Below are 25,642 nucleotides of genomic sequence, written 5' to 3'. Positions count from 1 at the left end.
TTTCTTCGACAAAAACCGATAATATTGTATAAGACTACATAATCCAGGATATATATTGAAGAGGTGCGCTCATGCATAATAACCCTATTAAATCCCAATTGGATGAAGTAATAATTAGCTTGGAGCAATATTTAAATCGTTCATTGCCTGTAATAAAAGATTTGGCCGATCGCTTTTATAAATCCGTTGATCTACAGCCGTGGGGTGAATTGCCACAGCTTACTGAAGCGTTTTTGTGGATCTTTCAGGTGTTTGAAACATTGGCGCAAGCAGGTGGTTCCTCCTATGCCGATTGGAAAAATGTTGAACAAGTGATGAGCGAAATTTCCCGCGAATTGCAGGCCTTGAATGATGCGATAAGCGATAACGATCCTGTGGCAGTTGGGGATATCGTAAATTACGAAGTGCTGCCTAAATTAGAAGAACTTCATAGTGTTATTTCTGCAATTATAAAACACGAGGTTGCTCAAAATGAAGCTTACTGACAATTTCGTGTTATTGAAAGCCAAGTATCCTTTTCTTATAAACAGAATTGACCTTAATGGGTGCAATGACACTGTACAAGTCATAGAAACGAAGTCGGGGCATCCAACCCTAGCAGTTAATCATTCTGTTCATATTGATTATCTACACAGTAAGTATAATCCGGTGCATGAGGCTGAGAAATTTATCGAGCAGTATGTCAATGTCGAACATAATCACGTACTTTTTTATGGTGTGGGGCTCGGGTATCATATTGAAAGGTTTGTAAAACATTTTCCGGCGATACCGTTTTCTATTTATGAACCGGATATCGAAGTGTTTCGCGCCTTCATCTCGCATCAAAACCTAAATAAATGGAAGATGCTCAGACATATTTATGTGGAGAGCAATGTGCAGCAATGCAGAGCAAATGCACAAGATTTTGTGAATCAAACGGATGGACAAGTTACGATTATTACTTTGCCGAGTTACGAGCGTATCTATGCGGCAGCGTATAAAGTGTTTTCTGAAAGCATGCAGCATTGTCTTCAAGAAGCTCGGAAGATGTTTCAAGTGAGACATGCTTTTGAAAAAAAATGGATTATCAATAGTCTTGATAACTTTAAGTATACACTTCAAGCAGGCAATATATTTGATAAAAAGCCGTCTTTTGAAGGAAAACCTATTCTTATTGTCTCGGCAGGTCCCTCGTTGAATGAAGAGATAGAGAATTTGCGCTATATTAAAGAACACAAATCGGCCTATATCTTTGCTGTTGGTTCGGCTATTTCGTCCCTGCTTCACAACGGGATTATCCCAGACGGCGCTTGCACTTATGACCCGCATTTTCACAATGTCAACGTTATCAAGAAAGTTATCGAAGAGAAGATAGATAGTATTCCACTTATCTACGGTTCCACAGTTGGAGCAGGCACGCTCAAGGACTATCCTGGACCGATATTATCGGTTTTTACCGATAAAGATCCTGTTGCGGATATGCTTCTCAGAAGGCCTGGTGGTGTAGCCTTTGAGAAACTGGAAGATGCTCCATCTATTGCTGTTATAGCCTTGCAGTTGTGTTATCACTTGGGCTGTAACCCGATTGTTATGGTCGGTCAAAACTTGGGATACCGCAATAATAGCTATTATGCAGGTGGGATCCAGTATGGAGCGCGGGGTTCTCAACTGTTACAACTGGATATTGATGATGCGTTTCAGGTTGAAGATGTCTTTGGAGATCTTATTCAAACGAACTGGTCTTTTAACACCATGCGCTTAAGTATGGAGGTTTATCTGAAGAATTACACAGATAGAATGATTATTAATACGACGCAGGGTGGCGCCAAGATTCAAGGGACACAGTTTATGAATCTTAAAGACGTGATGGAGCAGTATTTACATCTGCAAGACGTTGTAGATACGCATTGGTATGTAAGTCAGGGGCCGACTTACGATTTTGAGTTTATACGAGAACAATCTGAGCTGTTGGATAGGAAGTATAATGATTTCTCGAAGCAAATGGAGACGATTATCTCAATATTCAATGAGATGAACCGTTGTGTTAAACAGAAGAATGCTAAAAAAGCATTTAAACTTTCGCAAAAGTTTGATTCTGAATTTGGAATCTTCCAGAAGAATGAGTATTATAAAACGATTCTAAAGCCTATGAATATGCTTCAGCTTGAGTGGCTTAGCAAACAGTTTGATGCGATTGTGTATGAACCAGACATGTTGGTTAAAACAACGAAGATTATTGAAAAAATGGGTAAAGTTGTTTATGACATCCAGAGGGATTTGGTGATGATTGACCCGCTATACTTAAATATGCAAAGATCTGTGCAAGCTGCCCTGAATCAAGAAAGTGCGATGATTAATTAGAAGTGGGGCTATATTCCAAATGTATACGAATAAAAAGGTATTAATTACGGGCGGTACGGGGACCATTGGACGGCATTTATTGAAAACAATTCTGACGTACAATCCGGCGGTTGTTCGCATCTATAGTAGAGATGAGCATAAACAATATGAGATGCAGCAGGAGTTTAGAGAATTTACCAATATCCGTTATTTAATCGGGGATGTTCGCGATGAGGTTAGGCTGTTACGGGCAATGGAAGATATTGATTATGTATTTCATTTGGCTGCAATGAAGCATGTGCCAGCCTGCGAATACAACCCGTTTGAAGCTGTGAAAACGAATGTATTGGGCACACAAAATGTCATTCAAGCAGCTATTGCTGCAAAGGTGAAAAAGGTGCTGTTTACAAGCACCGATAAAGCAATTTCTCCGACAAACACTTATGGAGCAACCAAACTTACTTCCGAGAGATTGATTTCCGCCGCGGAGTATCAGAAGGGGCCAAAACAAACTGTGTTTTCATCGGTTCGGTTTGGCAATGTGATGAGTTCTCGCGGCTCGGTCATTCCGCTTTTTAAGAAGCAAATATTAGAAGACCGTTGTGTTACGGTAACAGACTTGAAAATGAAAAGATACATGATGACTCCTAATCAGGCTATCTCACTTATGCTTAAAGCGAACGAGTTGGCTAAAGGGGGAGAGGTGTTCGTGTTGAAGATGCCTGTTATTAACCTGTCGGACTTAGCGGAGGTCATGATCGAGAAAGTATCCGAAAAGTACCGTATTACTGAATCGGTCGGAATTAAGGAAGTGGGCTTGCGGCCTGGTGAGAAGATGTATGAGGAGTTGATGTCTGACGATGAGGTAAGTGGCTCTTTCGAAACATCCGACATGTACATCATCCCTTCGCATTTTACCGATCATAAATATCCCGAAGTTGTTAGAACACTAGTTAAGCCATCCATAGAAATAGATGCTGCCATTGGAAAAGAAGTTTTAGGAGAATGGTTGTTGGCTGAAAAGCTAATATAAATGATTAATGGAAGATAGTTTGGGGAAAATAATTCATGAAGAGTCACCTTGTGTAAGGTGACTTCGTTATAAGTGAGGAATGAGCAGAGCTTACGATTCATCGAAGAAAATATTAGAGGCGACATATTGTGAATTTTATACCGAATTTCAGTTCGATTTAATAAAATTGGAGATTGAATTAGATAATGACAAAAATTCTAGTAACCGGCGCGGATGGTTTTATAGGTTCACATCTAACTGAAGAATTGGTTAGAAGGGGCCACGATGTTAAAGCTTTTGTATACTATAATTCTTTTAATTCTTGGGGGTGGTTAGATTCTTCCACAAAGGAAATTAAAGAGCAGTTAGATGTATTTACAGGGGACATAAGAGATCCCCATGGCGTAAAGGAAGCGATGAAAGGCTGCAGTACAGTTCTTCATCTTGCCTCACTCATTGCTATTCCTTATTCGTATCATTCACCCGATACATATGTGGATACAAATGTTAAAGGAACTTTGAACGTTCTACAGGCAGCGAAGGAGTTAAATGTTTCTAAAGTCGTCCATACCTCAACAAGCGAAGTGTATGGAACGGCGCAATATGTTCCCATTGATGAAAATCATCCGTTACAAGGGCAGTCACCTTATTCAGCAACGAAAATAGCAGCTGATCAAATGGCATTGGCCTATTATCGTTCCTTCGATATACCAATTGCCATCATTCGTCCTTTCAATACGTACGGCCCACGTCAGTCGGCACGTGCAGTGATTCCAACTGTTATCACACAGCTTGCTTTAGGAAAGAGAATTATCAAATTAGGTTCTGTATCTCCCACGAGGGACTTTAATTTTGTTAAGGATACAGTAAACGGTTTTATTTCCACACTGGAACATGATGCATCGATAGGGGAGGTTATAAATATCGGCAGTAATTTTGAAGTGTCAATCGGAGAAACTGCTGAATTGATTGCAGAGATAATGGGTATCGAGGTACAGATCGAGACAGATTCGATTCGACTGAGACCTGAAAAAAGCGAAGTCGAACGTTTGTGGGCGAGTAATGAAAAAGCAAAACGCCTACTTGAATGGGCACCTCAGTACGGCGGCAAGGAAGGTTTCAAAAAGGGATTGAAAGAAACAATTGACTGGTTTACGAATACTCAGAATTTATCCCAGTATAAGGCAGATGCTTATAACATATGAACAATATTTGGAGTGAAATTGCATCCCAAATTAAAGAGCTATACATTCCAAGGGACATAGTGCCACTGCATACACCTACGTTTATCGGTAATGAAGAACAATATGTTGTAGATTGTATACGCACAGGATGGGTCTCATCTGTCGGGAAGTACGTTGATGTATTCGAAAAGAAGTTGGCAGAGTTTACAGGTGTTAAACGTGCCGTTGCTGTTGTGAATGGAACGGCGGCGTTGCACATGGCTTTAAAGGTTGCTGGGGTTCAGGAAAATGATGAGATTCTCATCCCATCATTGACTTTTGTAGCAACCGCTAATGCGGTTAGATACTGCCAAGCAGTTCCTCATTTTATTGATGTTTCAGATAAAACGCTAGGTATTGATGCTGAAAAATTAGAAGCATACTTACAAGAAATCACGATGACTCGAGATAATGTGTGTGTAAACAAGCATACGGGAAGAGTTATTAGGGCAGTCATACCTATGCATACCTTTGGACATCCAGTTGAAATAGAGAAGTTGATAAATACTTGCGAGAAGTATCGGCTCCTCATGATTGAAGATGCTGCAGAGTCTCTGGGATCATACTACCAAGGGACTCATACTGGCAATTTTGGTAAGGTTGCTGCTATCAGTTTCAATGGCAATAAAATTATTACAACGGGTGGTGGCGGTGCCATTCTGACAAATGATGAGGAATTGGCGAATTACGCTAAGCACTTAACAACTACTGCAAAATTACCTCATCGTTGGCAATATAACCACGATGAAGTTGGCTATAATTATCGCTTACCTAATCTAAACGCTGCTTTAGGGTGTGCCCAACTAGAGAATTTGCCGGTATTGTTGGAAAGAAAAAGAGAATTGACTAATTATTATGAACAAATTTTCTGCGATTTCCAAGGGGTAACTTTATTTAAAGAACCCTCGTATGCCAAAAGTAATTATTGGCTACAAACACTCGTTATTGATGATAAAAAGTTCGAAATCAATGAAACACTCGAAGTATTAAATAATTATGGGATTATGGCACGCCCAATTTGGACTCCGTTGCACTACTTAGTACCGTTCAGACATTTTCCGAAGAGTGATTTAACTGCTACGGAAAAGCTTGAAAAGAAAGTTATTAATATACCAAGTAGTCCAATTATATAAAAGGTGAGCAGTATGGAAATAAAAAATGTAATATTAATAGGCTATGGTGGTCATGCGAAAGTTATTCATGAAATTCTTAAGAAGCGATCTGACATCCACATTTTAGGTTATATTGATAATCAGGATAAAGGTGTGCCACTGAAGTGGCTTGGTGATGACGAAAAGATAAAAGGGGTTGAAACGGACAGTTTATTTTTAGTATTAGGAATTGGTTATTCACCAAATAGTCGAAAAAGAGAGAAGCTGTATAGATATTATAAGGAAAAAGGCTATTCCTTTTTAAGTGTTATCCATGATCAGGCAACTATTAGCGAGGAAGCTGTCCTTGGCGAAGGTGTTCAAATTATGGCAGGGGCTATTATTCAACCTGGAGTGTCCATTTTAGAAAATGTGTTGGTAAATACAGGGGCAATTATAGACCACGAATCAAGAGTGCACGCGCATGTGCATATTGCGCCACGCGCCACGCTCTGTGGGAATGTGGTTATAAATGAGAGTGTGTATGTTGGCGCAGGTGCAGTGATTATTCAAAATATTATGGTAGGTCAAGATTCAGTTATTGCAGCAGGGGCGACTGTTGTGAGGAATGTGGAAAGTCATAGTTTAATGAAGGGCGTACCCGCTCGAAAAGAGTGATAATCTGATGTCAACATGTGTAGTTACATTTGTATATCCCCAAGCAACTAAATATTTCCGTCAATTTAGGGAATGCTTAGAGAAACAGGGTGATCCAGACTTTGATTTAGTTATTTTCAATGATGGTTGTATTGAAAAGGACCTCGAATTACTCGTAGGTAAGCAATTGCGAACAAAAATATACCAGAACAGTGGAAAATCCATTGCACATATAAGGGTTAGTGGGTTAAGAATACTTGTATCTGATATTTATGAAAATATCATCTTTGCGGATATCGATGATATTTGTTCTTCCAATAGAGTTGAATATGTAAAGCGATATTTGAATTTATATCCAATTGTCATGAATGACTTGATATTAATAAATGAAGATAGCACTGTTATAAAAGCAAGTTTGATTTCCGAAACCTTCGCAAATAGACAACGTATTTCTCATTCAGCCATTAAATCCTATAACATGATTGGAATGTCGAATTCAGCAATCAAAAGAAATATGGTTAACATTAAGTTTCTGGAATCTATTTTAGAAGATACGATCGCCTTTGACTGGTCTTTTTATACAGAGATGTTACATAGAACAAATGCAGTTTTTATAAATGAAGCAAAAACATATTATCGTCAACATGGGCAGAACACAGCTTTATTTTCTGATTTTCGTAAAGAGGAAATCTTTAAGAACATTGCAGTCAAAATACAGCACTATCGAAATGTATGCCATCTTTCAACATATTATCGACAAGAAGTTGAATACTTATCACAACTCAATGAGTATCTGAATGATGATTCTCATTTCAATAGCTTTTACAAAAAATTTCAATTAAATAAAGGGCAATCATTCCCATGGTGGAGTGTGATTCCCGAAAGCGAGGTATGGAAAAATGAAATTCAATTTTAAAGAAGTGAAAAATTTCGGAATGCCTTACATTATTGCGGAAATTGGCGCGAATCATAATGGAAGTATGGATTTGGCCAAGCAATTAATTGATCAAGCCGTGGATGCAGGTGCTCATTGCGTAAAATTTCAATCGTGGACAAAAGACAGTATTTTCTCGAAAAAGGTATACGAAGATAATTATTTTTTAGCCGATGATTATCGTGATCGGATTGATTTTACACTCGAAGAAATCGTTGATGAGTTCAGCTTTAATCAAGATGAATTTAGATTTTTAAAGAAATATGCAGATGAGAAAAAGGTTGATTTTTCATGTACTCCTTTTTCAAAAGAAGAAGTAGATTTTCTTGTAGATGAACTAGACATTCCTTTCATAAAAATTGCTTCCATGGACTTGAACAATCTTCCGTTTCTTCGTTATATTGCGCAAAAGAATAAACCAATTGTTCTTTCGACTGGATTGTCTACCATGGCTGAAATTGAAACATCAATTAGATTATTTGAGGAAATGGGTAAAAAGGACATCATTATTTTGCATTGTGTTTCAAATTACCCTCCCAAAGATCACGATGTGAATTTACGAAATATTACAATGCTGCAAAATTATTTTCAAGCATATGCAGTAGGTTTTTCAGATCATACGGTCGGCATTGAGATTCCATTGGCTTCAGTTGCATTGGGTGCATGCATGATTGAAAAACATTTTACAATAGATAAAGAAATGTTCGGGTGGGATCATAAAGCATCAGCAGATTATAATGAACTGAAGCAGATCGTTGACGGTTCACGCAGGATTACAGCAGCTTTAGGATCATACCGTAGAGAGTTGAATGAAGAAGATTATCGCCGCATGCCAGCATATCGGAGAAGTATTGTGGCAGCCAACACTATTCCTGAAGGAAAAGTAATAGAAATAGATGATTTAGATTTTAAACGTCCAGGTACAGGGATTGAACCGAAGCACACCAATTTTATTATCGGGAAACAGGCCAAACGAACCATTCAGTATGATGAGTTGATCAAAATGGAGGATTTTTAATATTTATTAAGTATTTTCGGGGGATAAACAAATGAACAAAATAATTGGGTGTATTATCGTTCGCTCGATGTCGAGTAGATTGCCTTTAAAAGCGTTAAGATATGTTGATGATAAGCATTCTTCATTAGATGCTTTAATAAAAAGAATGAGGCTATCCAAACAATTAAGTGAGATCTATGTTTGCACGACAACAAGCCCATATGATGACGTTTTGGAAGATATTTCATATAGCAACGGCATTAAGTGTTACCGCGGTGCAGAGGAAGATGTCATTGAAAGGCTGCTTTCTGTTGGTGAAATTGAACAAGCAAATTATTTGGTGAGAATTACTGGAGACAATGTATTCACAGATCCATATATTCTAGATCATCAGATAGAGGAACACTTACTAAATGAGTGGGATTACTCTCGTACTGAAAATGTCCCTTTGGGAGTCACGGCTGAAGTCATGAGCTATACTGCACTTATGCATTGCGCACAAAATATTGACCGGAAATTAAGTGAATACCTAATGCTGTATATGTATAATCCAGATATTTATAAAGTCGGAGTTATTGACTACAACACTTCTGAAGATCTATCGAAATACATATTAACTATGGATACATCGATCGATTTAAAAAGAACTCGAGAGATTTTTTTGAAATTAAATGATAGAGCAATAGCTGCACAACTCATGGAGATTTTAGAAATAGTTAAAGTGAATGATGTACAAGACGTGATCTATGAGCCCACATATGAAGTAAAATTGCCGATGGGAGAAGTCGTTAAATATGTAGAGTTTCGGGGACTTATGGAAGAGAAAAAGGGGAAATCAATGGTGGTTCCATTTTACAAATGATAAAGTTAAATAAAACAGGATTGCAGGAGTTGTAGAAGCTATGAATAAATGGAAGGAATTGCTTATACATCAATCATACACAATTCTAGATGCAATGAAAGTGCTTGATAGAATCGGATTGCAGATTGTTATCGTTGTTGATGCCGATCAAAGATTGCAGGGGATCATCACAGATGGAGATATTCGCCGAGCAATATTGAAAGGAGTGGATCTTTCCGAATCAGTAATGGAAGTAATGAACCGAAATCCTATCGTACTAAAGCATGGTGCGGATCCTCGCACTATCAACAGAAGACTGAAGGAAAAGAATCTTCGGCATGTGCCCGTTTTAGATGAAAACAACAGGATTATAGATTTGAAGCTGTCTGAAGGTTCTTTAAATAGAAAAATATACGATAATTTAATTGTTCTCATGGCAGGGGGACTAGGAACAAGACTACGCCCTCTTACAGACGAAATACCCAAGCCTCTTCTTAAAGTTGGAGAAAAACCGATTTTAGAAACAATCATTCAGAATTTTTATGAATATGGTTTCCGCAATTTTGCTATTTCCGTGAATTACAAAAAAGAGCTGATTAAACACCATTTCGGCGATGGTTCTGATTTTGGCGTTTCCATTACATATTTAGAAGAAGATAAGCGACTTGGAACAGCAGGAGCGTTATCTTTGATTACAGAGAAATCAACTATGCCTATGATTGTTATGAATGGCGATTTGTTGACGAAGGTAAACTTTGAGCAACTTCTTTATTTCCACGGAGAAAATAACTCACAAGCAACGATATGTGTTCGAGAGTATGAATATCAAGTACCGTATGGAGTCATAAAGACAAGAAATCAACAGCTTATTGCAATTGAGGAAAAGCCTATAGAGCGATATTTTGTCAATGCAGGCATTTATGTATTAAACCCTACCGTTCTAGAGATGATTCCGCCTAATACTTTCTTTGATATGCCCGAGCTATTTGAGCGACTAATAAAAGAAAATGAGGATGCGCTAGTATATCCAGTCAGAGAGTATTGGATGGATATTGGGAGATTAGCTGATTATGAACAGGCTAATGCAGAGTACAGAAGCTTATTCTTGTGAATTTTCATTATAAGAATGATAGGTGATGCAAATGTTATTTATTGAACAAGCAAGGATGTTTAAAGAATTTCTGGTGAATGTTTCTCCTCCAAACCGAGATGTATCGATTATAAAACCCAAAGTTGGATTTGTCGTAACTCCCTGGCTCTTTACAGCTGTACCATGGTATTCTATTACATTAGCATTATTAAGTGAAAGGATGGGTGCAGAGCCAGTTATCATCTTTGATGATTTAGGGTTTGGGAAAGATGATGAAGAGCAGATTGGAATCATAGAAGAGAATCTATCATTAGTTTCGAATTATATGAGAATTATTAAATTAAGTGAAAATACAAGCGATACATTCATATCTATCGAAGAGTCAGAAGAAATAAGTAGATTATCTTATCTTAACGCAGTCTGGAAATCTAGAACTGACGACTTTGGTTCAGTGGGAGATAAGATAAGTGAAGATTTAAAGAAAAGATTAATTGAAAATTCCGCTTTAATTAAATCTTTTTTTAAGAAAAATTCATTTGATCGTATGATTGTTCCCGGTGGTATTTATGGGAATAGCGGTTTATACCTATTCTTTGGAAAAAAATATGGCATACGAGTATCCACATATGATTCTGGTCCAGGATCTATGCTTGCAGGTTATGAAGATGTGGCTGCATATCAAACGGACACAAAGATAATAGCTGGGAATTTAAATGATTTATTCAGCGAAGAAGACATTTCTAGAATGAAGGGGTATGCACAGCAAGAATTAAATCTCAGGCTTACGGGTAGAAGCGCAATAAACTATCAACTGAAGACTATCAATTCGAATCCAACAAAAGATAATTTTGATATATTGATTCCTCTAAATGTTGTGTGGGATGCAGCGGCACTAGGAAAACATAGATTATTTAAAAACACCTATTCGTGGGTAACAGAGACTCTTCAGTTCTTAATAGAGAACACCACGGCAACTGTTGTTATAAGGCAACATCCCGCTGAAAATATGTTTAGGGAAAAATATAATCTAGTAGAAAGTTTGAAGAAGAAATACATTGAGAGCAATAGAGTTGTAATTTATTCTTGTGAGGAGTTTGTGAATACTTATGAATTGATAAAAAATTCAAGTATTGTATTGCCTCATACATCAACTGTAGGTATAGAAGCAAGTATTTTAAAGAGAGAAGTAATTATTGAGAGTGATTGTTACTATTCAGAGGCAAGTTTTGTTTATAAGGCAAACTCAAAAGATGAATATTTTAAGACAATAGTACAAGCACTGCAAAAAGATGCCGATAATAAACTTGATGATGATGTACTGCTCTATTACTTTCTTTCGCAAGTTTGTGGAGTTCTTCGAACAAATTTCACCCCCCAGCCTGGAGATTTTTCATTGTGGGTAGAAAAGGATATTAATGAACTGCTACTAGATAGAAATATACAGAAGTTGACTAAATCATTCATTTCTGATCAACAACTTACTCTATTAAATGCTTACGATAAATTAAAGGAGGGGATTAACCTTGGACAATAACTTCGACAAATTCCCAGATGTATCGTTCGGAAATATGGTACAGTTAATAGGAATGAAGGGTATTGAAATTGAAAACGGTAGCTGCATTGGGGACAACGCGTGGCTAAATGTTTGTGTTAGAGATGAAAAGGTTCGCTTAAAGATTGGAAGATGTGTACTTATTGGTCGTCAATCTTTGATTTCCACTGGGGGTTATTTAGAAATAGGCGACTATTGTCTGCTTGCTCCGAGAGTCTATATTTCAGATGCAGATCATGTATTTGAAGATATCTATACACCTATAATTCAGCAAGGAGTTACGTTAAACAGAAGTGTGATCGTCGAAGATAATTGTTGGATAGGCATAAATGTGGTTATAACTGGTGATATCGTTGTAGGTAGAGGGAGTATTATAGCCGCGAATTCTGTTGTAAATAAAAGCGTTCCACCTTTTTCGCTAGTTGCCGGCAATCCATTTAAAATAATAAAAATGTATAATCCCAAAAACCAGACTTGGGAAAGAGTTAGAAGTGAGGCGGAAATTCAGAACGTGTTTAAAGATAGAGAGGAAGTAGGGCTGCCTACTAGAGAAGAATACAAAAAAATATTGAACGAGAACAGTAGAATTAGAAGACTTGATCCTATACTAGCGGGAAATGGGATTAATATTTAACGATTGGAGAGGGGCAACTAGATAAGTAACTCAGTATTTTCATATAAAGAAAATTACTTCGGGCTTGTTTTATTAACTGGCTAACTGTGCTTCGTCAAAGGAACTGATGGAAGAACTATTATCGTTTCATGGGGAGCTGACCAGCGATGAATATGTTGAATATGTTGATGCTTTTTATAGAGAAGGTTTAAAAGGGTTTGGCTATAACTGGGTAAATTTTGACGTCATTAACGTGTTATATGCTGCTGCAAAATTAATTAAGCCAACGAATTATCTCGAGATTGGTGTTCGTCGAGGTAGATCTTTATGTACCGTCGTAAGAGGCAACCCTGATGTGAATTTATTTGCATTTGATATGTGGGTAGAAAATTATGCAGGTATGGAAAATCCAGGACCAGAGTATGTAAATCATGAACTGCAAAAACTTGGACACAGAGGCCATGTTCAATTCATTAATGGGAATAGCCAAGAAACAATCCCACAGTTTTTCAAAGAAAACCCGGAGTTGAAATTCGATTTAATTACAGTTGACGGCGATCACTCTGAAGAGGGTGCATTTGAAGATTTACAGAACGTAATACCAAGATTAAATATCGGTGGTGTTATCGTGTTTGATGATATTGCACACCCTAGTCATCGATATTTACATGATGTTTGGCATAGAGTGCTAGAAAAATTCCCTCATTTATCTAGTTTTGAATTTGTCGAATCGGGGTATGGAATAGCATTTGCTATTAAGAGAGGGGAATAGAATTTGAAAGTCTTAGTAACAGGTGCTGGTGGATTTATTGGACAGCATTTGTGTATATGGTTCAGTCAACTTGGATATGAAGTTATTGCCCTGGGTAGAATAAGCCAAGAGAAGGAACGACTATTAAATCAATATGCTATTTCAAAAATAGTGAATATTGATATAAGTTTCAATGATGAATTAGTTGATTTTTTTAGGAAAAATCAGCCGGATGTTTGCATTCATAGTGCAGGGGGGGCTTCTGTAAATAACAGCTTTCAATATCCTTACAAAGATTACCACGATACAGTTGAGTCCTGTATCAGTATTCTTGAGGCAATCCGTCAAGGTTCCTTGAAAACATTTTTTGTGTATTTGTCTAGTGCAGCAGTATATGGAAATCCAGTTTCTCTTCCGATCAATGAGTCTAGTCCAATTTCCCCAATTTCTCCGTATGGATATAATAAAATGATCTGTGAGAGAATCATTGAAGAGTACACAAAGATTTATGGAATTCAGTCTTTGATTTTTAGAATTTTTTCTGTTTATGGAAATGGATTGAAAAAACAAATTTTATATGATCTCTGTAAAAAGTTTTCAAACAGAGAGATGAATTCAGTGGAACTTTTTGGGGACGGGACTGAAACAAGGGACTTCATACATATACAGGATGCTGTTAAATGTATCGACTTGTTTGTACATAGAAGAGAAATGGGGATTTTTAATTTAGCTACTGGACTCCACACGGAAATCTCTAGATTGGCGGTTATGGTGAAAAAAGAATTGGAAAGCGATAAAAGCATTATATTTAAAGGTGATTCACGTGCAGGTGACCCATCTTTTTGGCAAGCTGATACAAAGCAATTGAGAGGCAAAGGATTTATTCCCGAGATTAGCATTGAAAAAGGTGTTTCATCCTATTGTAAATGGTTTACTCAGATTATGGAGGGTGTATGAACCTAAAAGTTGCAGTTCCAATTATAGGTGGAGAAAAGTGGGGAGGGGGCGTTACCTACTTAGAATATTTAGCAAGATCTAATTCTTTACTGCCAAAAGATAAGAAGTTAGAGCTGTATTTAATTGTACGTCCACAACAATTAAGTGATTTTACACTCCATAAAAGCTTTCTGAATTACTTTAAAGGAATTGTTTTCGTGGGAAGTAAATCAAATGAGGTTGTTTCTTTATTGGGGGACGCTGTAACTTATTGCGAATCATATGATGAGCTGGCTACAATTACAGATGTATATTTCCCCGTTAATAGTAATGTATTGCCGCATCGTTGCTCTATTTCGTGGATACCGGATTTCCAACATAAATATCTGTCTGGTTTTTTCACCAAAGAGGAGGTAGAGTATAGAGATAGCAAATTTAAAGAAGTCGCTGACCAAGCCAGAATGATTGTCTTTAGCAGTGAAAGTGCAAAGAAAGATTTTTTGAAGTTCTATTCTAACTCAGAAGCAATCACTGAAGTGTTAAAGTTTTATCTGTTGCCTAATGATGAGTGGTATAGCCACAATCCTGACGATGTATTACAGAAGTATGGTCTAACATCTAACTTTGTTTTGTGTAGTAATCAGTTTTGGGCTCATAAAAATCATCAAGTACTATTTCAAGCTATTAAAGCTCTAAAAAATAAAGGAATTGAAGTGAATTTGGTCTGCACAGGGGCCACCCGTGATTATAGAAATGATGAATATTTTTCTGATTTAATAAAACAGATTGACGAAGATAAACTCACTGAAAATATAAAAATTCTGGGTTTCATCCCCAGAGAAGATCAAATTCAGCTAATAAGAAGAAGTAAGTTTGTGATTCAACCCTCTTTGTTTGAAGGGTGGAGTACAATTGTCGAAGATTGTAGAGTACTAGGAAAAACTATTTTAATGTCGGATATTGATGTACATGTCGAACAAGCACCCCGGTACGGTTTTTACTTTAATAAAGACGATGCTGTTAATCTTGCTTCTCAAATCCACTTTTTGTTGGACTTAGAAGAGGATGCTGAACAGATGAAAAATAAAGAAAACAAAGCTAAAACTGAAGCTTTCGAGAATGTTAAAAAATATGCAGAAAAGTTATATTCACTTATTTATATTGCTGTAGTGGATTTTAATAAAAAATGAGTGCTAACTATCCAAGTAAATAAAGGAATTGATAACATGAAAGTTGCTTTAATTACCGGCATCAATGGTCAGGACGGTGCCTATCTTACTAAGCTTCTGTTAGATAAAGATTATGAAGTGCATGGTCTTATTCGGCGTTCTTCCATCGAGAAGAACGATCGTATTGAAGGGCTTTTGAGTGATGAAAGATTGGTTCTACATTACGGGGATATGACGGATTCCTCTAATTTAATTCGACTAATAGGAGAAATCAAGCCTGATGAAATCTACAATTTAGCTGCGCAAAGCCATGTTCAGGTTTCTTTTGAAACACCAGAGTATACGGCAAATGCTGACGCGATCGGAACTTTACGTATGCTTGAAGCAATTCGCATACTAGGCCTGGAAAAGAAAACAAAATTCTACCAGGCATCTACAAGTGAACTGTATGGCCAGGTGCAGGAAACACCCCAGCGAGAAACAACCCCCTTCTATCCACGCAGTCCATATGCAGCAGCCAAGCTATATGCGTATTGGATAACTGTTAATTATCGTGAAGCCTATAATATCTATGCTTGTAACGGCATTTTATTCAATCATGAATCTCCATTGCGCGGCGAAACTTTTGTAACACGTAAAATTACTTTGGCCGTCTCTCGTATTAAACAAGGCGTTCAAGATGTGCTGTATCTAGGAAATTTGGATGCAAGAAGGGATTGGGGATATGCGGGCGATTATGTGGAAGCGATGTGGCTGATGCTTCAGCAAAAGTCCCCTGAAGACTTTGTAATCGCGACCGGGAAAACCTATACAGTACGAGAGTTTATTGAATTAGCGTTCCGTGAGGTAGATATCGTTTTGGAATGGCAGGGCACAGGCGTAGACGAAAAAGGAATTGACGCACAAACGGGCAAAATTGTAGTGGCTGTTGATCCAAAATATTTCCGTCCTACAGAGGTAGAACTTCTACTAGGTGATCCATCTAAAGCGAACAAGCAGCTAGATTGGAACCCAAAAGTCGATCTTGAGGGTCTTGTCAAAATGATGATGCATGCGGATATGGAGTTTGTGAGTTCTAAAAAGAACCGTATATAAAAAAACATAGGTGATCAAGTTGAATAAACTTTCAAAGATATTTGTTGCGGGGCATCGAGGGTTAGTGGGATCAGCGATTGTTCGCAATTTAGAAAATCAGGGGTTTGAAAATATTGTGGCTCGTACGAGTAAGGAGCTGGACTTACGGGATCAACAGCAAGTCGACGCCTTTTTTAAATGCGAGATGCCGGAGTATGTTTTTTTATCCGCGGCAAAGGTTGGAGGGATTTTAGCGAATGCTAATTTCCCGGCACAGTTTTTGTATGATAATTTGATGATTCAGTCAAATGTTATCGAGGCGGCTAGGAAATATAACGTAGAAAAGCTTCTGTTTTTAGGAAGCACTTGCATCTATCCGAAACATGCCCCTCAGCCATTAAAGGAAGCTTACTTAATGACAGGTGAGCTCGAGCCGACCAACGAACCCTATGCGATTGCTAAGATTGCAGGCATCAAAATGTGTAACGCATATAATCGACAATATGGGACAAACTTCCTTAGCGTTATGCCCACGAATTTGTACGGACCCAATGACAATTTTGATTTGGAAACGTCTCATGTGCTACCGGCATTAATGAGAAAGATTCATGATGCCAAGGTAAATCAAGTTCCGGAGGTAACTGTCTGGGGAACGGGTACACCTTTGCGAGAGTTTTTACATGTAGATGATTTGGCTGATGCGTGTGTAACGATTATGCAGAGATTTGCTCACAAAGACATAGGTGAGTTCGTTAATATTGGTACAGGGCGGGATATAACTATTCATGACCTTGCAAAAGTGTTGTGCGAAGTAATTGGCTATGAAGGCCGAATTGTATTCGATTCCTCTAAACCCGATGGAACGCCGAGAAAAGTGACAGACGTCTCAATGATCAATCAGCTAGGGTGGAGTTCAAAAACAAGCCTAAAGACAGGTATCGAAGACACTTATAAGTGGTTTAAGCAGAACATCGTGTGAGGAGAACTAATATGATTAAAATCTCCATTATTACGGCTACTTATAATAGCGAAAAATATGTGGAAAGAACGATTAGGAGTGTCATCGAACAAACCTATTCTGAGATTGAATTTATAATTATTGATGGCTATTCTAAAGATAGAACAGTCGATATTGTAAATAATTATAAAGAAAATGTTGATATCTTTGTGTCAGAGCCGGATGAGGGAATTTATGATGCCTTTAACAAAGGTATTGTGCATGCAACAGGCGATATCATTTATTTTTTAAACTCAGATGATTATTTAGTTAGCTCCACAATTATTGAGGACGTAATGAACTCATTTGATGACGATATTTCGTTAGTTTATGGGAATGTTCAGATGATCTATGAGGATAAACAAGCCCCCCGGTTATACGGGAGAGAGTTCACTTTGGATGATTTTTCAAAGGGATATGCGCCGCCTCATCAAGCAGTTTTTGCGAGAAAATGGTTGTTCGATACCTATGGACTTTTTAATAAAAATCATAGAGTTGTAGGGGATTTTGAAAGATCTGCATATTTTTTTAAATATGAATTGGAACGCACAAAATATATAAATAAAGTTATTGCGGCATTCCATGTGGGTGGCATTTCATCGAACTATACGACGCGAGTTATTGGCATGTTGGAGAAGGAAAAAGTTATTAAAGATTTGTTTCAAGTGGAGAGAACGTTAGCTGAGGTAGAAATTAGAAATAATGCTTTGTACAGACATTGGCTAGAGAAATTGTTGCTGGAAAAAAAGGGGATCACGAATTGCTTACATAACGCATGCAAACGTGTTGCTATTTTTGGTTCGCTACAAACTGCAGACTACCTTATTCAAGACTTGTTTTTAGAAGGATTTGAAGTGCCTTTTATTATAGATAATTTTCATGAAAGCTCAATTTATAAATTCGATATTCCGATTATTAAAGAGATTGAACTGCAGCAGCGGCTTCAGCAAATTGATTGTATTATTGTTTCTCTTGAAAGTTCCACAGGTAGTGAAATTACATCCAGCTTAAAAGAAAAGTTCGGTCATCAAGTGAAAGTGCTCTGGTGGAAGCAACTAGTGGAAGAGAGTATTCATTGAGAGAAAGTGAATTGTGATGAAAAAAAAACCGATATTTTCAATCATTATGGCGACATACAATAGCGAGAAGTATATAGAAGTCGCAATTCAAAGTGTCGTCAACCAATCCTTTGATAAATATGAATTGATTATTGTTGATGGTGGTTCAAGCGATAAAACGTTAGAGATTGTAGCTAAATACGCTAATCATATTAATAAAACGGTTAGTGAACGGGATCACGGCATATACGATGCTTTCAATAAAGGTGTTCGTATGGCGGAAGGCGAGTTCATTTATTTTTTGAATTCGGATGACTATTTTTACGATAACCAAGTTCTGGCTGTAGTTGCCGAGAAAATAGCCTCTTCTGATTTTGATTTTGTATATGGATTAGTGGAAGGAATTGATGAAAATTTAAATTTCAGATATACGACAGGAAAACCGATGACGATAGAAGACTTTAAGGCGGGGCAAACCTATCCACACCAAGGTTTTTTTGCACGTAGGTCGTTATTTGAAGAATACGGTTCCTTTGATGAAAAGTATGTTATTGTAGCTGATTTAGATTTTATGATTAAGTGCTTTCTGGATGAAAAGAAAACATCTTTATACATCGACAAGATTATTACTTGTTTTCGTCTCGGTGGCACGTCCAATGACTACTCTTCCCGGCAGCAAACGATTCTTGAGGCGGAAATCGTTTTAGATAAGCACTTTAAGACCGGAATTTCGGGTAAGAAGAAGCAGGATATTAATCCGCTTTACCGGAAATGGTTTGAAAGCCAGTTATTGTTCGATAAAGGTATTAGCACGTTTCTCGAAGAAACTGGTGTGAAGGCTATCGCAATTTTTGGAGCGATGAAGACTGGACTTTACATTTTATCCGATTGTAAAAAATACTCCACTGTACACGTTGAATGCTTCCTTGATAACAATGATGCTATGCAAGGTCAGGAACTACAATCCGTTCACGTCTATAGTCCCAAGTGGCTTAAGGAAAATGCAACAAAAATTGATGCTATTATTATTTCCATTGAAGGCAATCATGAAGAGGCCATTACTCAGCAAATCGAACAGCTGTGTGTAGAGCCAATGAAAGTGTATAGCTGGAAAGAGTTAGTCCATTTGGTCAGCGAGTAACTTTTGGCAAACAAACGATTGTTATTCTATACCAAGAAAAGAGGGCCATATGAAAGTCATTTTGCTATCAGGGGGATCCGGCTCTAGATTATGGCCTCTGTCCAATGATTCACGTGCGAAGCAGTTTCTAAAGGTTTTGGAAGATGAGCAGGCAGAGAAAGAATCGATGGTGCAACGTGTTTTTCGTCAATTAATGAAAGTTGCCAGAAGAGAAGATATCATAGTAGCAACGAGCTCCTCCCAAGTCGAAATGCTTCATACTCAATTAGGGCTGGACATCCCCATTATTATTGAGCCGGAGAGAAGGGATACTCTCCCTGCAATCGCCTTAGCATGCAGCTACCTTCATTCTGTCATAAAGATGAATGAGGATGAAGTAGTTAGTATCGTATCGGTTGATACGTTCGCTCAAGATCATTTTTATGAACGGGTTCTTGAACTGGAGTCGCTGGTGAAGGAATCAGATGCGGAAATGGCTTTATTAGGGATTAAACCGACATATCCATCTTCTAAATATGGCTATTTGATTCCCAAGGCACATCATCGTTATTTGGAAGTTGATCATTTTACAGAGAAACCATCAGAAACGGCCGCGGAAGATTTAATAAAATTGGGTTCATACTGGAATAGTGGTGTTTTTGCTTTTCCACTAAAGCTTATGATAGATTGGCTACGCAATAACAATCTCCCGACTACCTATAAGGAACTTCTTCAAAATTTCGCCTCCTTACCTAAAAATAGTTTCGACTATGAAGTAGTCGAACATCTTCGTCGCATTGTTGCATTAACCTACGATGGTTACTGGAAAGATCTTGGGACATGGAATACTCTAACAGAAGAGATGTCAAGGCATGTGATTGGCAATGGCGGATTGAGCAGTGATTGCCACAATACGCACATTATCAATGAATTAGATTTACCTGTAAAGGTTTTGGGGATTTCTAATGCAGTTGTTGCTGTTAGTGCAGATGGCATTCTTGTTACGGACAAGCCTGCTAGCTCAAGAATGAAGGAAATGCTAACGGAGGGGCTCTTTGCAAGGCCAATGTATGAGGAGCGGCAATGGGGCTGGTATCGTGTTCTTGACTATACAAAGCAGAACGATACGGAAATTGTGACGAGGCGCATACATGTAGAAGCAGGGAAGAGCCTGAGCTACAACGACCCTCATTTCCGTAGCGCAACATGGACCATTATTTCAGGAGAAGGGCAGTTTACTCAAGATCGTATATCGAGTAGAGTGGGGCAAGGGGATATGCTGCAAATCCCAGTTAACTCTAATCCTTCTGTACATGCGGAAACCGATCTTGATTTTATCGAAATACGAATGGGTCAAAATTAGTCTTGGAGGAACTCACATGAACGAACAAAAGCTGAAAGCCATTTTCGCAGAAGCATTAGGCGTCTCCGAAAGCATTGTTGTAGACGATCTAGCGTATAACAGTATTGAACAATGGGATTCAATTGCTCACATGTCGCTGATCGCGGCGATCGATGAAGGCTTCGATATTATGATGGATACGGACGATGTCATTGATCTAAGTTCATTTGCAAAGGCCAAAGAGATTTTAGGCAAGTATGGGGTGGAGTTTTAAATGCTGCTTGAGGGCAAGGTAGCTTTAATTACAGGGGCTTCCAAAGGGATTGGGCGGGCGACAGCACTTGTTTTGGCGAAGCATGGGGCTGCTGTAATTATTAATGGGCGTAACGAAGACGAGTTGCAGTCATTAGCCGCTACTATAAGCGAGGTATCCGAGCATACGCCGCTTGTCCTATGCTACGATGTGACGGAGGCAGCGGAGGTCAAGCAGGCTTTTCAACGCATCCATAAACAATACGGAAAGCTTGATATCCTTGTCAATAACGCTGGAATTCTCAATGATGGCTTGCTTGGTTTCGTTCAACAGGAAAAACTAAATGAGATGTTTGACGTTAATGTGATGGCCACCATTTCGCATATGCAGTACGCGACACGCTTGATGATGCGCAAAAGAAGCGGGTCCATTATTAATGTCAGCTCTATTCTCGGTCGACATGGAGATGTTGGACAGGTTGGCTATGCGGCAAGTAAGGCAGCTGTGATTGGGGCTACAAAATCTGCAGCTAAAGAATTTGCTTCATCTAGTATACGAGTGAATGCCGTGGCGCCTGGTTTTATTGAAACGGATATGACCTCGAAGCTATCACAGGAAAAGTATAACGACCGCTTATCGAGCATCCATATGGGACGAGCGGGGAAGCCAGAAGAGGTGGCGAATACCATTCTTTTCTTAGCTTCGGATTTGTCCACGTATGTGACAGGACAAGTGCTTGGTGTCGACGGCGGCATGGTTGTCTAACGTCAGGATCGTGACTCATGAGGTTGTTTCAAAGGGTGCAGTCATGGCACTTTTTGAAACAACCTCATTATTTTTCTAATTAGATGCTTCCCAGCAGCCGATAATAGTAAGAGGAACCTGCGATAGGAAAAAGGAAGTGTGCACGGTGTCTACGTTTTGGAATGTTGGTAAGTATAGCGAGCGAACAGCGGTCATTTCGACTGCTGATAAAGATATTACCTACGGTGAACTGCAGCAGCGTGTGGACGACTTTCGTGCACAGCTGCCAATGGTGGCTCGCAAACAGCTAGTTCTGCTGCTTTGTGCAAACGACACAGCGACGCTGACAGCCTACGTGGCGTGTCTGCAGGCAGGTCATGCGGTTATGCTGCTGGATGGGCTGTTAGAAACAACGCTGCTTGAGCATATTGTTCGTACATATGAGCCCAATTGGATTGTATCTCCATCTCAGGCGAATGCATTTGATGGTTATTATAAATCCTCGTCCACTGTGTGGACGAAGGAGGAATCCTCCCGTACAGCAGCAGAGATCTACCCTGATCTGGCTGTACTGCTGAGCACTTCAGGAACAACAGGCAGCGCCAAATTCGTTCGTCTCTCCTATGAGAATTTGCAAGCGAATGCGCAGTCGATCGCGACTTATTTGCACCTGGATGAATCGGAACGCGCGATTACGACGTTGCCATTTCAATATTCATACGGCTTATCTGTCATTAACAGTCACCTGCTAGTTGGCGGTACGCTGCTGATGACGAACGATTCGATACTCTCTAGAGAGTTCTGGAGTTTTTTTAAAGATCAAAAAGCAACATCGCTATCTGGTGTGCCTTATACCTATCAAATGCTCCATCGTCTACGGTTTGGGCAAATGGAGCTGCCTTCTTTGCGGTATTTTACACAAGCGGGTGGCCGGTTAGCTCCTAATCTGGTTCAATCTTTTCAGAACATGGCCATTGAGAAAGGAAGACGCTTCTACGTGATGTACGGTCAGACCGAGGCAACTGCGCGGATGAGCTATGTTCCTCCAGATAGACTTGCGGAAAAAGCAGATTCTGTTGGTATTGCCATTCCCAATGGAGCGTTTCGAATTGATGAGGAAACCTCGGAGCTTATTTACGAGGGCCCCAATGTGATGCTGGGTTACGCCGAGGCGAGCGAGGATTTGGCCAAAGGTAACGAGTTAAGCGGATCGCTGCATACTGGGGATCTAGCCAAGATGGATGATGAGGGATATGTGTATATAAAAGGTCGAATGAAGCGATTCATTAAGCTTTTTGGTCTGCGAATGAATTTGGACGAAATCGAAAAGCAGATAGAAGTGAAGTTTTCGCTGCCGATTGCCTGTACAGGGGGCGATGACCAACTGCTCATTTTTACGGAGGATGAATCGAAGATCACCGTACTTACCGAGTATGTACGCCAATTATATAAGCTGCACGCATCGTCATTTTCTGTAAAAGCTTTACCCAATCTGCCGCGGCTAGAAAATGGAAAAATGAACTATCTGAAGCTAAAGGACATGATGCCATGAACGAAGCCGTTTTTCAAACTCCCTATGTAATGAATCGCACCGCAAAGCAAGGTTTTTTAGTCAATGAGTTAAAGCGGTTAACGGACTTTCATCAGCGGCACTGCGAGCCTTATCAGCATATTTTGGGAAAAGTTCCCTTCAAGCGAGATATCCGTCATGTAGAGGATTTGCCGTACTTACCTGTTCAGCTTTTTAAAATGCTTGATCTATGTTCCGTGCCTAAAGCAGAAGTGATCAAAACCCTAACATCCAGCGGGACCACCTCGCAGCAAGTATCGAAAATTTTTATTGATCGTGCCACCTCGGAGCTTCAGTCGAAAGCGCTTGTCGCCATTGTGAGAGATTTCATTGGGAAGCAGCGGCTGCCGATGATCATTATTGATACCAAGAATGTGATAAAAGATCGTAAGGCTTTCAGTGCGAGGGGAGCGGGCATCGTTGGATTTTCGAACTTTGGACGCAACCACTTCTATTTGTTGGATGACAATATGGAGATTGATTGGCTGGGTTTGAATGCCTTTTTAGAAAAGCATGCGGGTGAACGTATCTTGTTATTCGGGTTTACGTTCATGATCTGGCAATACTTATTTAAAGTTTGTCGTAATCAACGTATCCAACTTCCGCTCAGTAATAGCATTTTAATTCACGGTGGCGGTTGGAAGAAGTTAAACGATGAAGCAGTCAGCAATGACGTGTTCAAGCAATCCCTATTTGAGCAATTTCAGATTCCACGTGTTCATAACTACTATGGCATGGTTGAGCAAGTGGGCTCGATTTTCATGGAGTGTGAGCATGGATATTTTCATACACCAGGCTTTGCGGATGTCATCATCCGGGATTTTGAAACTTTGAAGCCGGTTACGAATGAAACCAAGGGGATCGTGCAAGTCATCAGCATTTTGCCTCAAAGCTATCCGGGTCATAGTTTGATAACTGAGGATGTCGGCACGATACATGGAGAAGACAATTGTCCGTGTGGTCGAATGGGGAAATATTTCACGATCGAAGGCCGGATTCCTAAAGCAGAAATTAGAGGATGCAGTGACACCCATGCCTATGATCGGCAGATTGGAGTGAATGTGTAAATGGAAGCTCTTATGCCGATGGGGCTATCTACGGAGGACTGGCAAGCACATGCAGCCGACATGGCGAAGCTGAAGCCGTTGCACCCGTTCTCCCCCGTTGTCGTGCATTTTTTGCAGGAAGTGTCTGCGGTCATTCTAAAAAACAAACAAATGCGAGCTTATCCGGAATTAATGGCTACAGGGTATTGGCTCCGGAAAGCAAATATTGTACAAATTCAGCGGGATTTCGAGAAGCGCAGTGAGAGTCGTATTTTACTGGCAAGAGGCGTAGTGCTTCACTTCGCTCCATCGAATGTCGATACGATTTTCTTGTATTCTTGGGTCCTGTCCATGCTGGCGGGGAATATCAATATTGTTCGCTTATCGCAAAATAGGAATGAGCAGCTTACCGTGCTGCTAGGCATTATCGATAAGGTGATGGATCAAGCCGCCTATGAGGAGATCAAGCAGCGGACGCTGTTTGTGACATATGCGCACGATCGACAGATCTCGCATTTTTTGTCGAGTCTTTGTCATGTGCGAGTCATCTGGGGAGGCGATCAGACGATCCGAACGATTCGCGACATTCCTTTACCGCCGTTAGCCACGGAGCTGGTCTTCGCGGACCGTTTCTCAACGGTCGTGATCTCGGCAGATCAGCTTATTTCTATAACGGACGAAAATTTGGCGAGGCTCGCACATGATTTTTATAATGATGCGTTCTGGTTTCAACAAATGGCTTGCTCTTCACCAAGGCTTGTCTGCTGGGTAGGGAATGATCAGCATATTGAGGAAGCGAAAATGAGGTTTTGGAACGCGCTGACAGCCAAGCTGCAGGCCGTACAATATGAATTGCCAACGGCTCTGCAAGTAACGCGATTGACGACAGCCTTTTTCTATGGCGCACATTCGTACACGGAGGCTGTATCCTCGGCAGCCTTGCATACGCCGACACGCGTTGCGGTGACCGAAATGAATGAGCAGATTAGGGAGATGCATTGTGGTGGAGGGTTGTTTTTAGAATTATCCTGCGCGTCGTTGCTAGAGCTCTCAACATTTGTAACAGACAAAGATCAAACCTTGTCCTACTTCGGATTTACCAAAGAAGAGCTAACGGCGTTCATCTATGCTTTAAATGGAAGAGGACTCGACCGGATTATCCCCGTGGGGAAAGCACTGGATTTTGCAGAGGTCTGGGACGGGTATTATTTGCTAAGCTATTTGACAAGAGAAGTGGATTTGCGTTAAGGGGG

General features: G+C 39.5%; 25 protein-coding genes. All 25 read left to right on the top strand.

The genetic code is table 11. The features are described 5' to 3' along the window. Nucleotides 1–71 precede the first annotated feature (71 nt). The 25 genes from ABE504_RS26265 to ABE504_RS26145 all read left to right on the top strand — a co-directional run bounded on the left by ABE504_RS26265 (nt 72) and on the right by ABE504_RS26145 (nt 25,637). Nucleotides 72–485 (top strand): hypothetical protein, encoded by a 414-nt coding sequence (locus ABE504_RS26265; protein ID WP_430094620.1) that lies wholly within the window; start codon nt 72–74, stop codon nt 483–485. Next, nucleotides 472–2,340 carry a motility associated factor glycosyltransferase family protein gene (locus tag ABE504_RS26260; protein ID WP_430094618.1) on the top strand — a complete coding sequence of 623 codons (1,869 nt, stop codon included), beginning with the start codon at nt 472–474 and terminating at the stop codon, nt 2,338–2,340. Before ABE504_RS26265 ends, ABE504_RS26260 begins: the two co-directional genes overlap by 14 nt. Before the next feature lie 19 nt (nt 2,341–2,359). Further along, nucleotides 2,360–3,352 carry a UDP-N-acetylglucosamine 4,6-dehydratase family protein gene (locus ABE504_RS26255; RefSeq protein ID WP_430094616.1) on the top strand — a complete coding sequence of 331 codons (993 nt, stop codon included), beginning with the start codon at nt 2,360–2,362 and terminating at the stop codon, nt 3,350–3,352. A gap of 185 nt (nt 3,353–3,537) precedes the next feature. Continuing rightward, nucleotides 3,538–4,536 carry an NAD-dependent 4,6-dehydratase LegB gene (locus tag ABE504_RS26250; RefSeq protein ID WP_430094614.1) on the top strand — a complete coding sequence of 333 codons (999 nt, stop codon included), beginning with the start codon at nt 3,538–3,540 and terminating at the stop codon, nt 4,534–4,536. After that, nucleotides 4,533–5,687, top strand: a complete 1,155-nt coding sequence (locus ABE504_RS26245) for a LegC family aminotransferase (RefSeq protein ID WP_430094612.1) — start codon at nt 4,533–4,535, stop codon at nt 5,685–5,687. The genes ABE504_RS26250 and ABE504_RS26245 overlap by 4 nt, the downstream gene beginning before the upstream one ends. 12 nt (nt 5,688–5,699) lie before the next feature. Then, entirely contained in the window at nt 5,700–6,323 is a 624-nt protein-coding gene (locus ABE504_RS26240) for an acetyltransferase (RefSeq protein WP_430094610.1), read from the top strand. A gap of 7 nt (nt 6,324–6,330) precedes the next feature. Continuing rightward, a complete protein-coding gene (locus tag ABE504_RS26235) occupies nt 6,331–7,218 on the top strand; it encodes a hypothetical protein (protein ID WP_430094608.1) in 888 nt (295 codons plus the stop codon). Continuing rightward, nucleotides 7,202–8,254 (top strand): N-acetylneuraminate synthase family protein, encoded by a 1,053-nt coding sequence (locus ABE504_RS26230; RefSeq protein WP_430094606.1) that lies wholly within the window; start codon nt 7,202–7,204, stop codon nt 8,252–8,254. The genes ABE504_RS26235 and ABE504_RS26230 overlap by 17 nt, the downstream gene beginning before the upstream one ends. A 31-nt stretch (nt 8,255–8,285) precedes the next feature. Then, nucleotides 8,286–9,095, top strand: coding sequence for a cytidylyltransferase domain-containing protein (locus ABE504_RS26225; RefSeq protein ID WP_430094604.1), 810 nt, complete (start codon nt 8,286–8,288; stop codon nt 9,093–9,095). Nucleotides 9,096–9,135: 40 nt separating this feature from the next. Beyond that, the gene (locus ABE504_RS26220) at nt 9,136–10,185 is read left to right on the top strand and encodes a nucleotidyltransferase family protein (protein WP_430094602.1); all 1,050 of its coding nucleotides are present in this window, start codon (nt 9,136–9,138) and stop codon (nt 10,183–10,185) included. Nucleotides 10,186–10,216: 31 nt separating this feature from the next. Then, entirely contained in the window at nt 10,217–11,698 is a 1,482-nt protein-coding gene (locus ABE504_RS26215; RefSeq protein WP_430094600.1) for a hypothetical protein, read from the top strand. Continuing rightward, nucleotides 11,688–12,350, top strand: coding sequence for an acyltransferase (locus ABE504_RS26210; RefSeq protein WP_430094598.1), 663 nt, complete (start codon nt 11,688–11,690; stop codon nt 12,348–12,350). The genes ABE504_RS26215 and ABE504_RS26210 overlap by 11 nt, the downstream gene beginning before the upstream one ends. Before the next feature lie 106 nt (nt 12,351–12,456). Next, nucleotides 12,457–13,101, top strand: coding sequence for a class I SAM-dependent methyltransferase (locus ABE504_RS26205; protein WP_430094596.1), 645 nt, complete (start codon nt 12,457–12,459; stop codon nt 13,099–13,101). A gap of 3 nt (nt 13,102–13,104) precedes the next feature. After that, the gene (locus ABE504_RS26200) at nt 13,105–14,037 is read left to right on the top strand and encodes an NAD-dependent epimerase/dehydratase family protein (RefSeq protein ID WP_430094594.1); all 933 of its coding nucleotides are present in this window, start codon (nt 13,105–13,107) and stop codon (nt 14,035–14,037) included. Then, nucleotides 14,034–15,206, top strand: a complete 1,173-nt coding sequence (locus ABE504_RS26195) for a glycosyltransferase family 4 protein (protein ID WP_430094592.1) — start codon at nt 14,034–14,036, stop codon at nt 15,204–15,206. The genes ABE504_RS26200 and ABE504_RS26195 overlap by 4 nt, the downstream gene beginning before the upstream one ends. A gap of 36 nt (nt 15,207–15,242) precedes the next feature. Beyond that, on the top strand, nt 15,243–16,280 hold the full coding sequence (gene gmd, locus ABE504_RS26190) for a GDP-mannose 4,6-dehydratase (protein ID WP_430094590.1): 1,038 nt from the start codon (nt 15,243–15,245) through the stop codon (nt 16,278–16,280). Nucleotides 16,281–16,299: 19 nt separating this feature from the next. Then, complete coding sequence (locus ABE504_RS26185) at nt 16,300–17,238, top strand: GDP-L-fucose synthase family protein (RefSeq protein WP_430094588.1); 939 nt, start codon at nt 16,300–16,302, stop codon at nt 17,236–17,238. A gap of 11 nt (nt 17,239–17,249) precedes the next feature. Continuing rightward, nucleotides 17,250–18,335, top strand: a complete 1,086-nt coding sequence (locus tag ABE504_RS26180) for a glycosyltransferase (RefSeq protein WP_430094586.1) — start codon at nt 17,250–17,252, stop codon at nt 18,333–18,335. A gap of 16 nt (nt 18,336–18,351) precedes the next feature. Then, on the top strand, nt 18,352–19,455 hold the full coding sequence (locus ABE504_RS26175; protein WP_430094584.1) for a glycosyltransferase: 1,104 nt from the start codon (nt 18,352–18,354) through the stop codon (nt 19,453–19,455). Between the two features lie 49 nt (nt 19,456–19,504). Beyond that, complete coding sequence (locus tag ABE504_RS26170; RefSeq protein WP_430094582.1) at nt 19,505–20,797, top strand: sugar phosphate nucleotidyltransferase; 1,293 nt, start codon at nt 19,505–19,507, stop codon at nt 20,795–20,797. A gap of 16 nt (nt 20,798–20,813) precedes the next feature. After that, nucleotides 20,814–21,050 (top strand): acyl carrier protein, encoded by a 237-nt coding sequence (locus ABE504_RS26165; protein WP_430094580.1) that lies wholly within the window; start codon nt 20,814–20,816, stop codon nt 21,048–21,050. Then, complete coding sequence (locus tag ABE504_RS26160) at nt 21,051–21,794, top strand: SDR family oxidoreductase (protein WP_430094578.1); 744 nt, start codon at nt 21,051–21,053, stop codon at nt 21,792–21,794. It abuts the gene before it with no gap. A gap of 145 nt (nt 21,795–21,939) precedes the next feature. Then, entirely contained in the window at nt 21,940–23,325 is a 1,386-nt protein-coding gene (locus tag ABE504_RS26155; RefSeq protein ID WP_430094576.1) for an AMP-binding protein, read from the top strand. After that, on the top strand, nt 23,322–24,410 hold the full coding sequence (locus ABE504_RS26150; RefSeq protein WP_430094575.1) for an acyl-protein synthetase: 1,089 nt from the start codon (nt 23,322–23,324) through the stop codon (nt 24,408–24,410). Before ABE504_RS26155 ends, ABE504_RS26150 begins: the two co-directional genes overlap by 4 nt. After that, on the top strand, nt 24,411–25,637 hold the full coding sequence (locus ABE504_RS26145; protein WP_430094573.1) for an acyl-CoA reductase: 1,227 nt from the start codon (nt 24,411–24,413) through the stop codon (nt 25,635–25,637). Nucleotides 25,638–25,642: the final 5 nt, after the last annotated feature.

The sequence above is a fragment of the Paenibacillus oryzisoli genome (assembly GCF_050467285.1).
Lineage (GTDB): Bacteria > Bacillota > Bacilli > Paenibacillales > NBRC-103111 > Paenibacillus_E > Paenibacillus_E oryzisoli_A.
This window is presented reverse-complemented; position numbering and strand designations above follow the sequence as displayed.

Excerpts from the sequence above, each read along its gene's own strand:
- ABE504_RS26265 (WP_430094620.1), top strand. The coding sequence starts at position 72 with ATGCATAATAACCCTATTAAATCCCAATTGGATGAAGTAATAATTAGC.
- ABE504_RS26260 (WP_430094618.1), top strand. The coding sequence starts at position 472 with ATGAAGCTTACTGACAATTTCGTGTTATTGAAAGCCAAGTATCCTTTT.
- ABE504_RS26255 (WP_430094616.1), top strand. The coding sequence starts at position 2,360 with ATGTATACGAATAAAAAGGTATTAATTACGGGCGGTACGGGGACCATT.
- ABE504_RS26250 (WP_430094614.1), top strand. The coding sequence starts at position 3,538 with ATGACAAAAATTCTAGTAACCGGCGCGGATGGTTTTATAGGTTCACAT.
- ABE504_RS26245 (WP_430094612.1), top strand. The coding sequence starts at position 4,533 with ATGAACAATATTTGGAGTGAAATTGCATCCCAAATTAAAGAGCTATAC.
- ABE504_RS26240 (WP_430094610.1), top strand. The coding sequence starts at position 5,700 with ATGGAAATAAAAAATGTAATATTAATAGGCTATGGTGGTCATGCGAAA.
- ABE504_RS26235 (WP_430094608.1), top strand. The coding sequence starts at position 6,331 with ATGTCAACATGTGTAGTTACATTTGTATATCCCCAAGCAACTAAATAT.
- ABE504_RS26230 (WP_430094606.1), top strand. The coding sequence starts at position 7,202 with ATGAAATTCAATTTTAAAGAAGTGAAAAATTTCGGAATGCCTTACATT.
- ABE504_RS26225 (WP_430094604.1), top strand. The coding sequence starts at position 8,286 with ATGAACAAAATAATTGGGTGTATTATCGTTCGCTCGATGTCGAGTAGA.
- ABE504_RS26220 (WP_430094602.1), top strand. The coding sequence starts at position 9,136 with ATGAATAAATGGAAGGAATTGCTTATACATCAATCATACACAATTCTA.
- ABE504_RS26215 (WP_430094600.1), top strand. The coding sequence starts at position 10,217 with ATGTTATTTATTGAACAAGCAAGGATGTTTAAAGAATTTCTGGTGAAT.
- ABE504_RS26205 (WP_430094596.1), top strand. The coding sequence starts at position 12,457 with ATGGAAGAACTATTATCGTTTCATGGGGAGCTGACCAGCGATGAATAT.
- ABE504_RS26195 (WP_430094592.1), top strand. The coding sequence starts at position 14,034 with ATGAACCTAAAAGTTGCAGTTCCAATTATAGGTGGAGAAAAGTGGGGA.
- gmd (WP_430094590.1), top strand. The coding sequence starts at position 15,243 with ATGAAAGTTGCTTTAATTACCGGCATCAATGGTCAGGACGGTGCCTAT.
- ABE504_RS26180 (WP_430094586.1), top strand. The coding sequence starts at position 17,250 with ATGATTAAAATCTCCATTATTACGGCTACTTATAATAGCGAAAAATAT.
- ABE504_RS26175 (WP_430094584.1), top strand. The coding sequence starts at position 18,352 with ATGAAAAAAAAACCGATATTTTCAATCATTATGGCGACATACAATAGC.
- ABE504_RS26170 (WP_430094582.1), top strand. The coding sequence starts at position 19,505 with ATGAAAGTCATTTTGCTATCAGGGGGATCCGGCTCTAGATTATGGCCT.
- ABE504_RS26165 (WP_430094580.1), top strand. The coding sequence starts at position 20,814 with ATGAACGAACAAAAGCTGAAAGCCATTTTCGCAGAAGCATTAGGCGTC.
- ABE504_RS26160 (WP_430094578.1), top strand. The coding sequence starts at position 21,051 with ATGCTGCTTGAGGGCAAGGTAGCTTTAATTACAGGGGCTTCCAAAGGG.
- ABE504_RS26150 (WP_430094575.1), top strand. The coding sequence starts at position 23,322 with ATGAACGAAGCCGTTTTTCAAACTCCCTATGTAATGAATCGCACCGCA.
- ABE504_RS26145 (WP_430094573.1), top strand. The coding sequence starts at position 24,411 with ATGGAAGCTCTTATGCCGATGGGGCTATCTACGGAGGACTGGCAAGCA.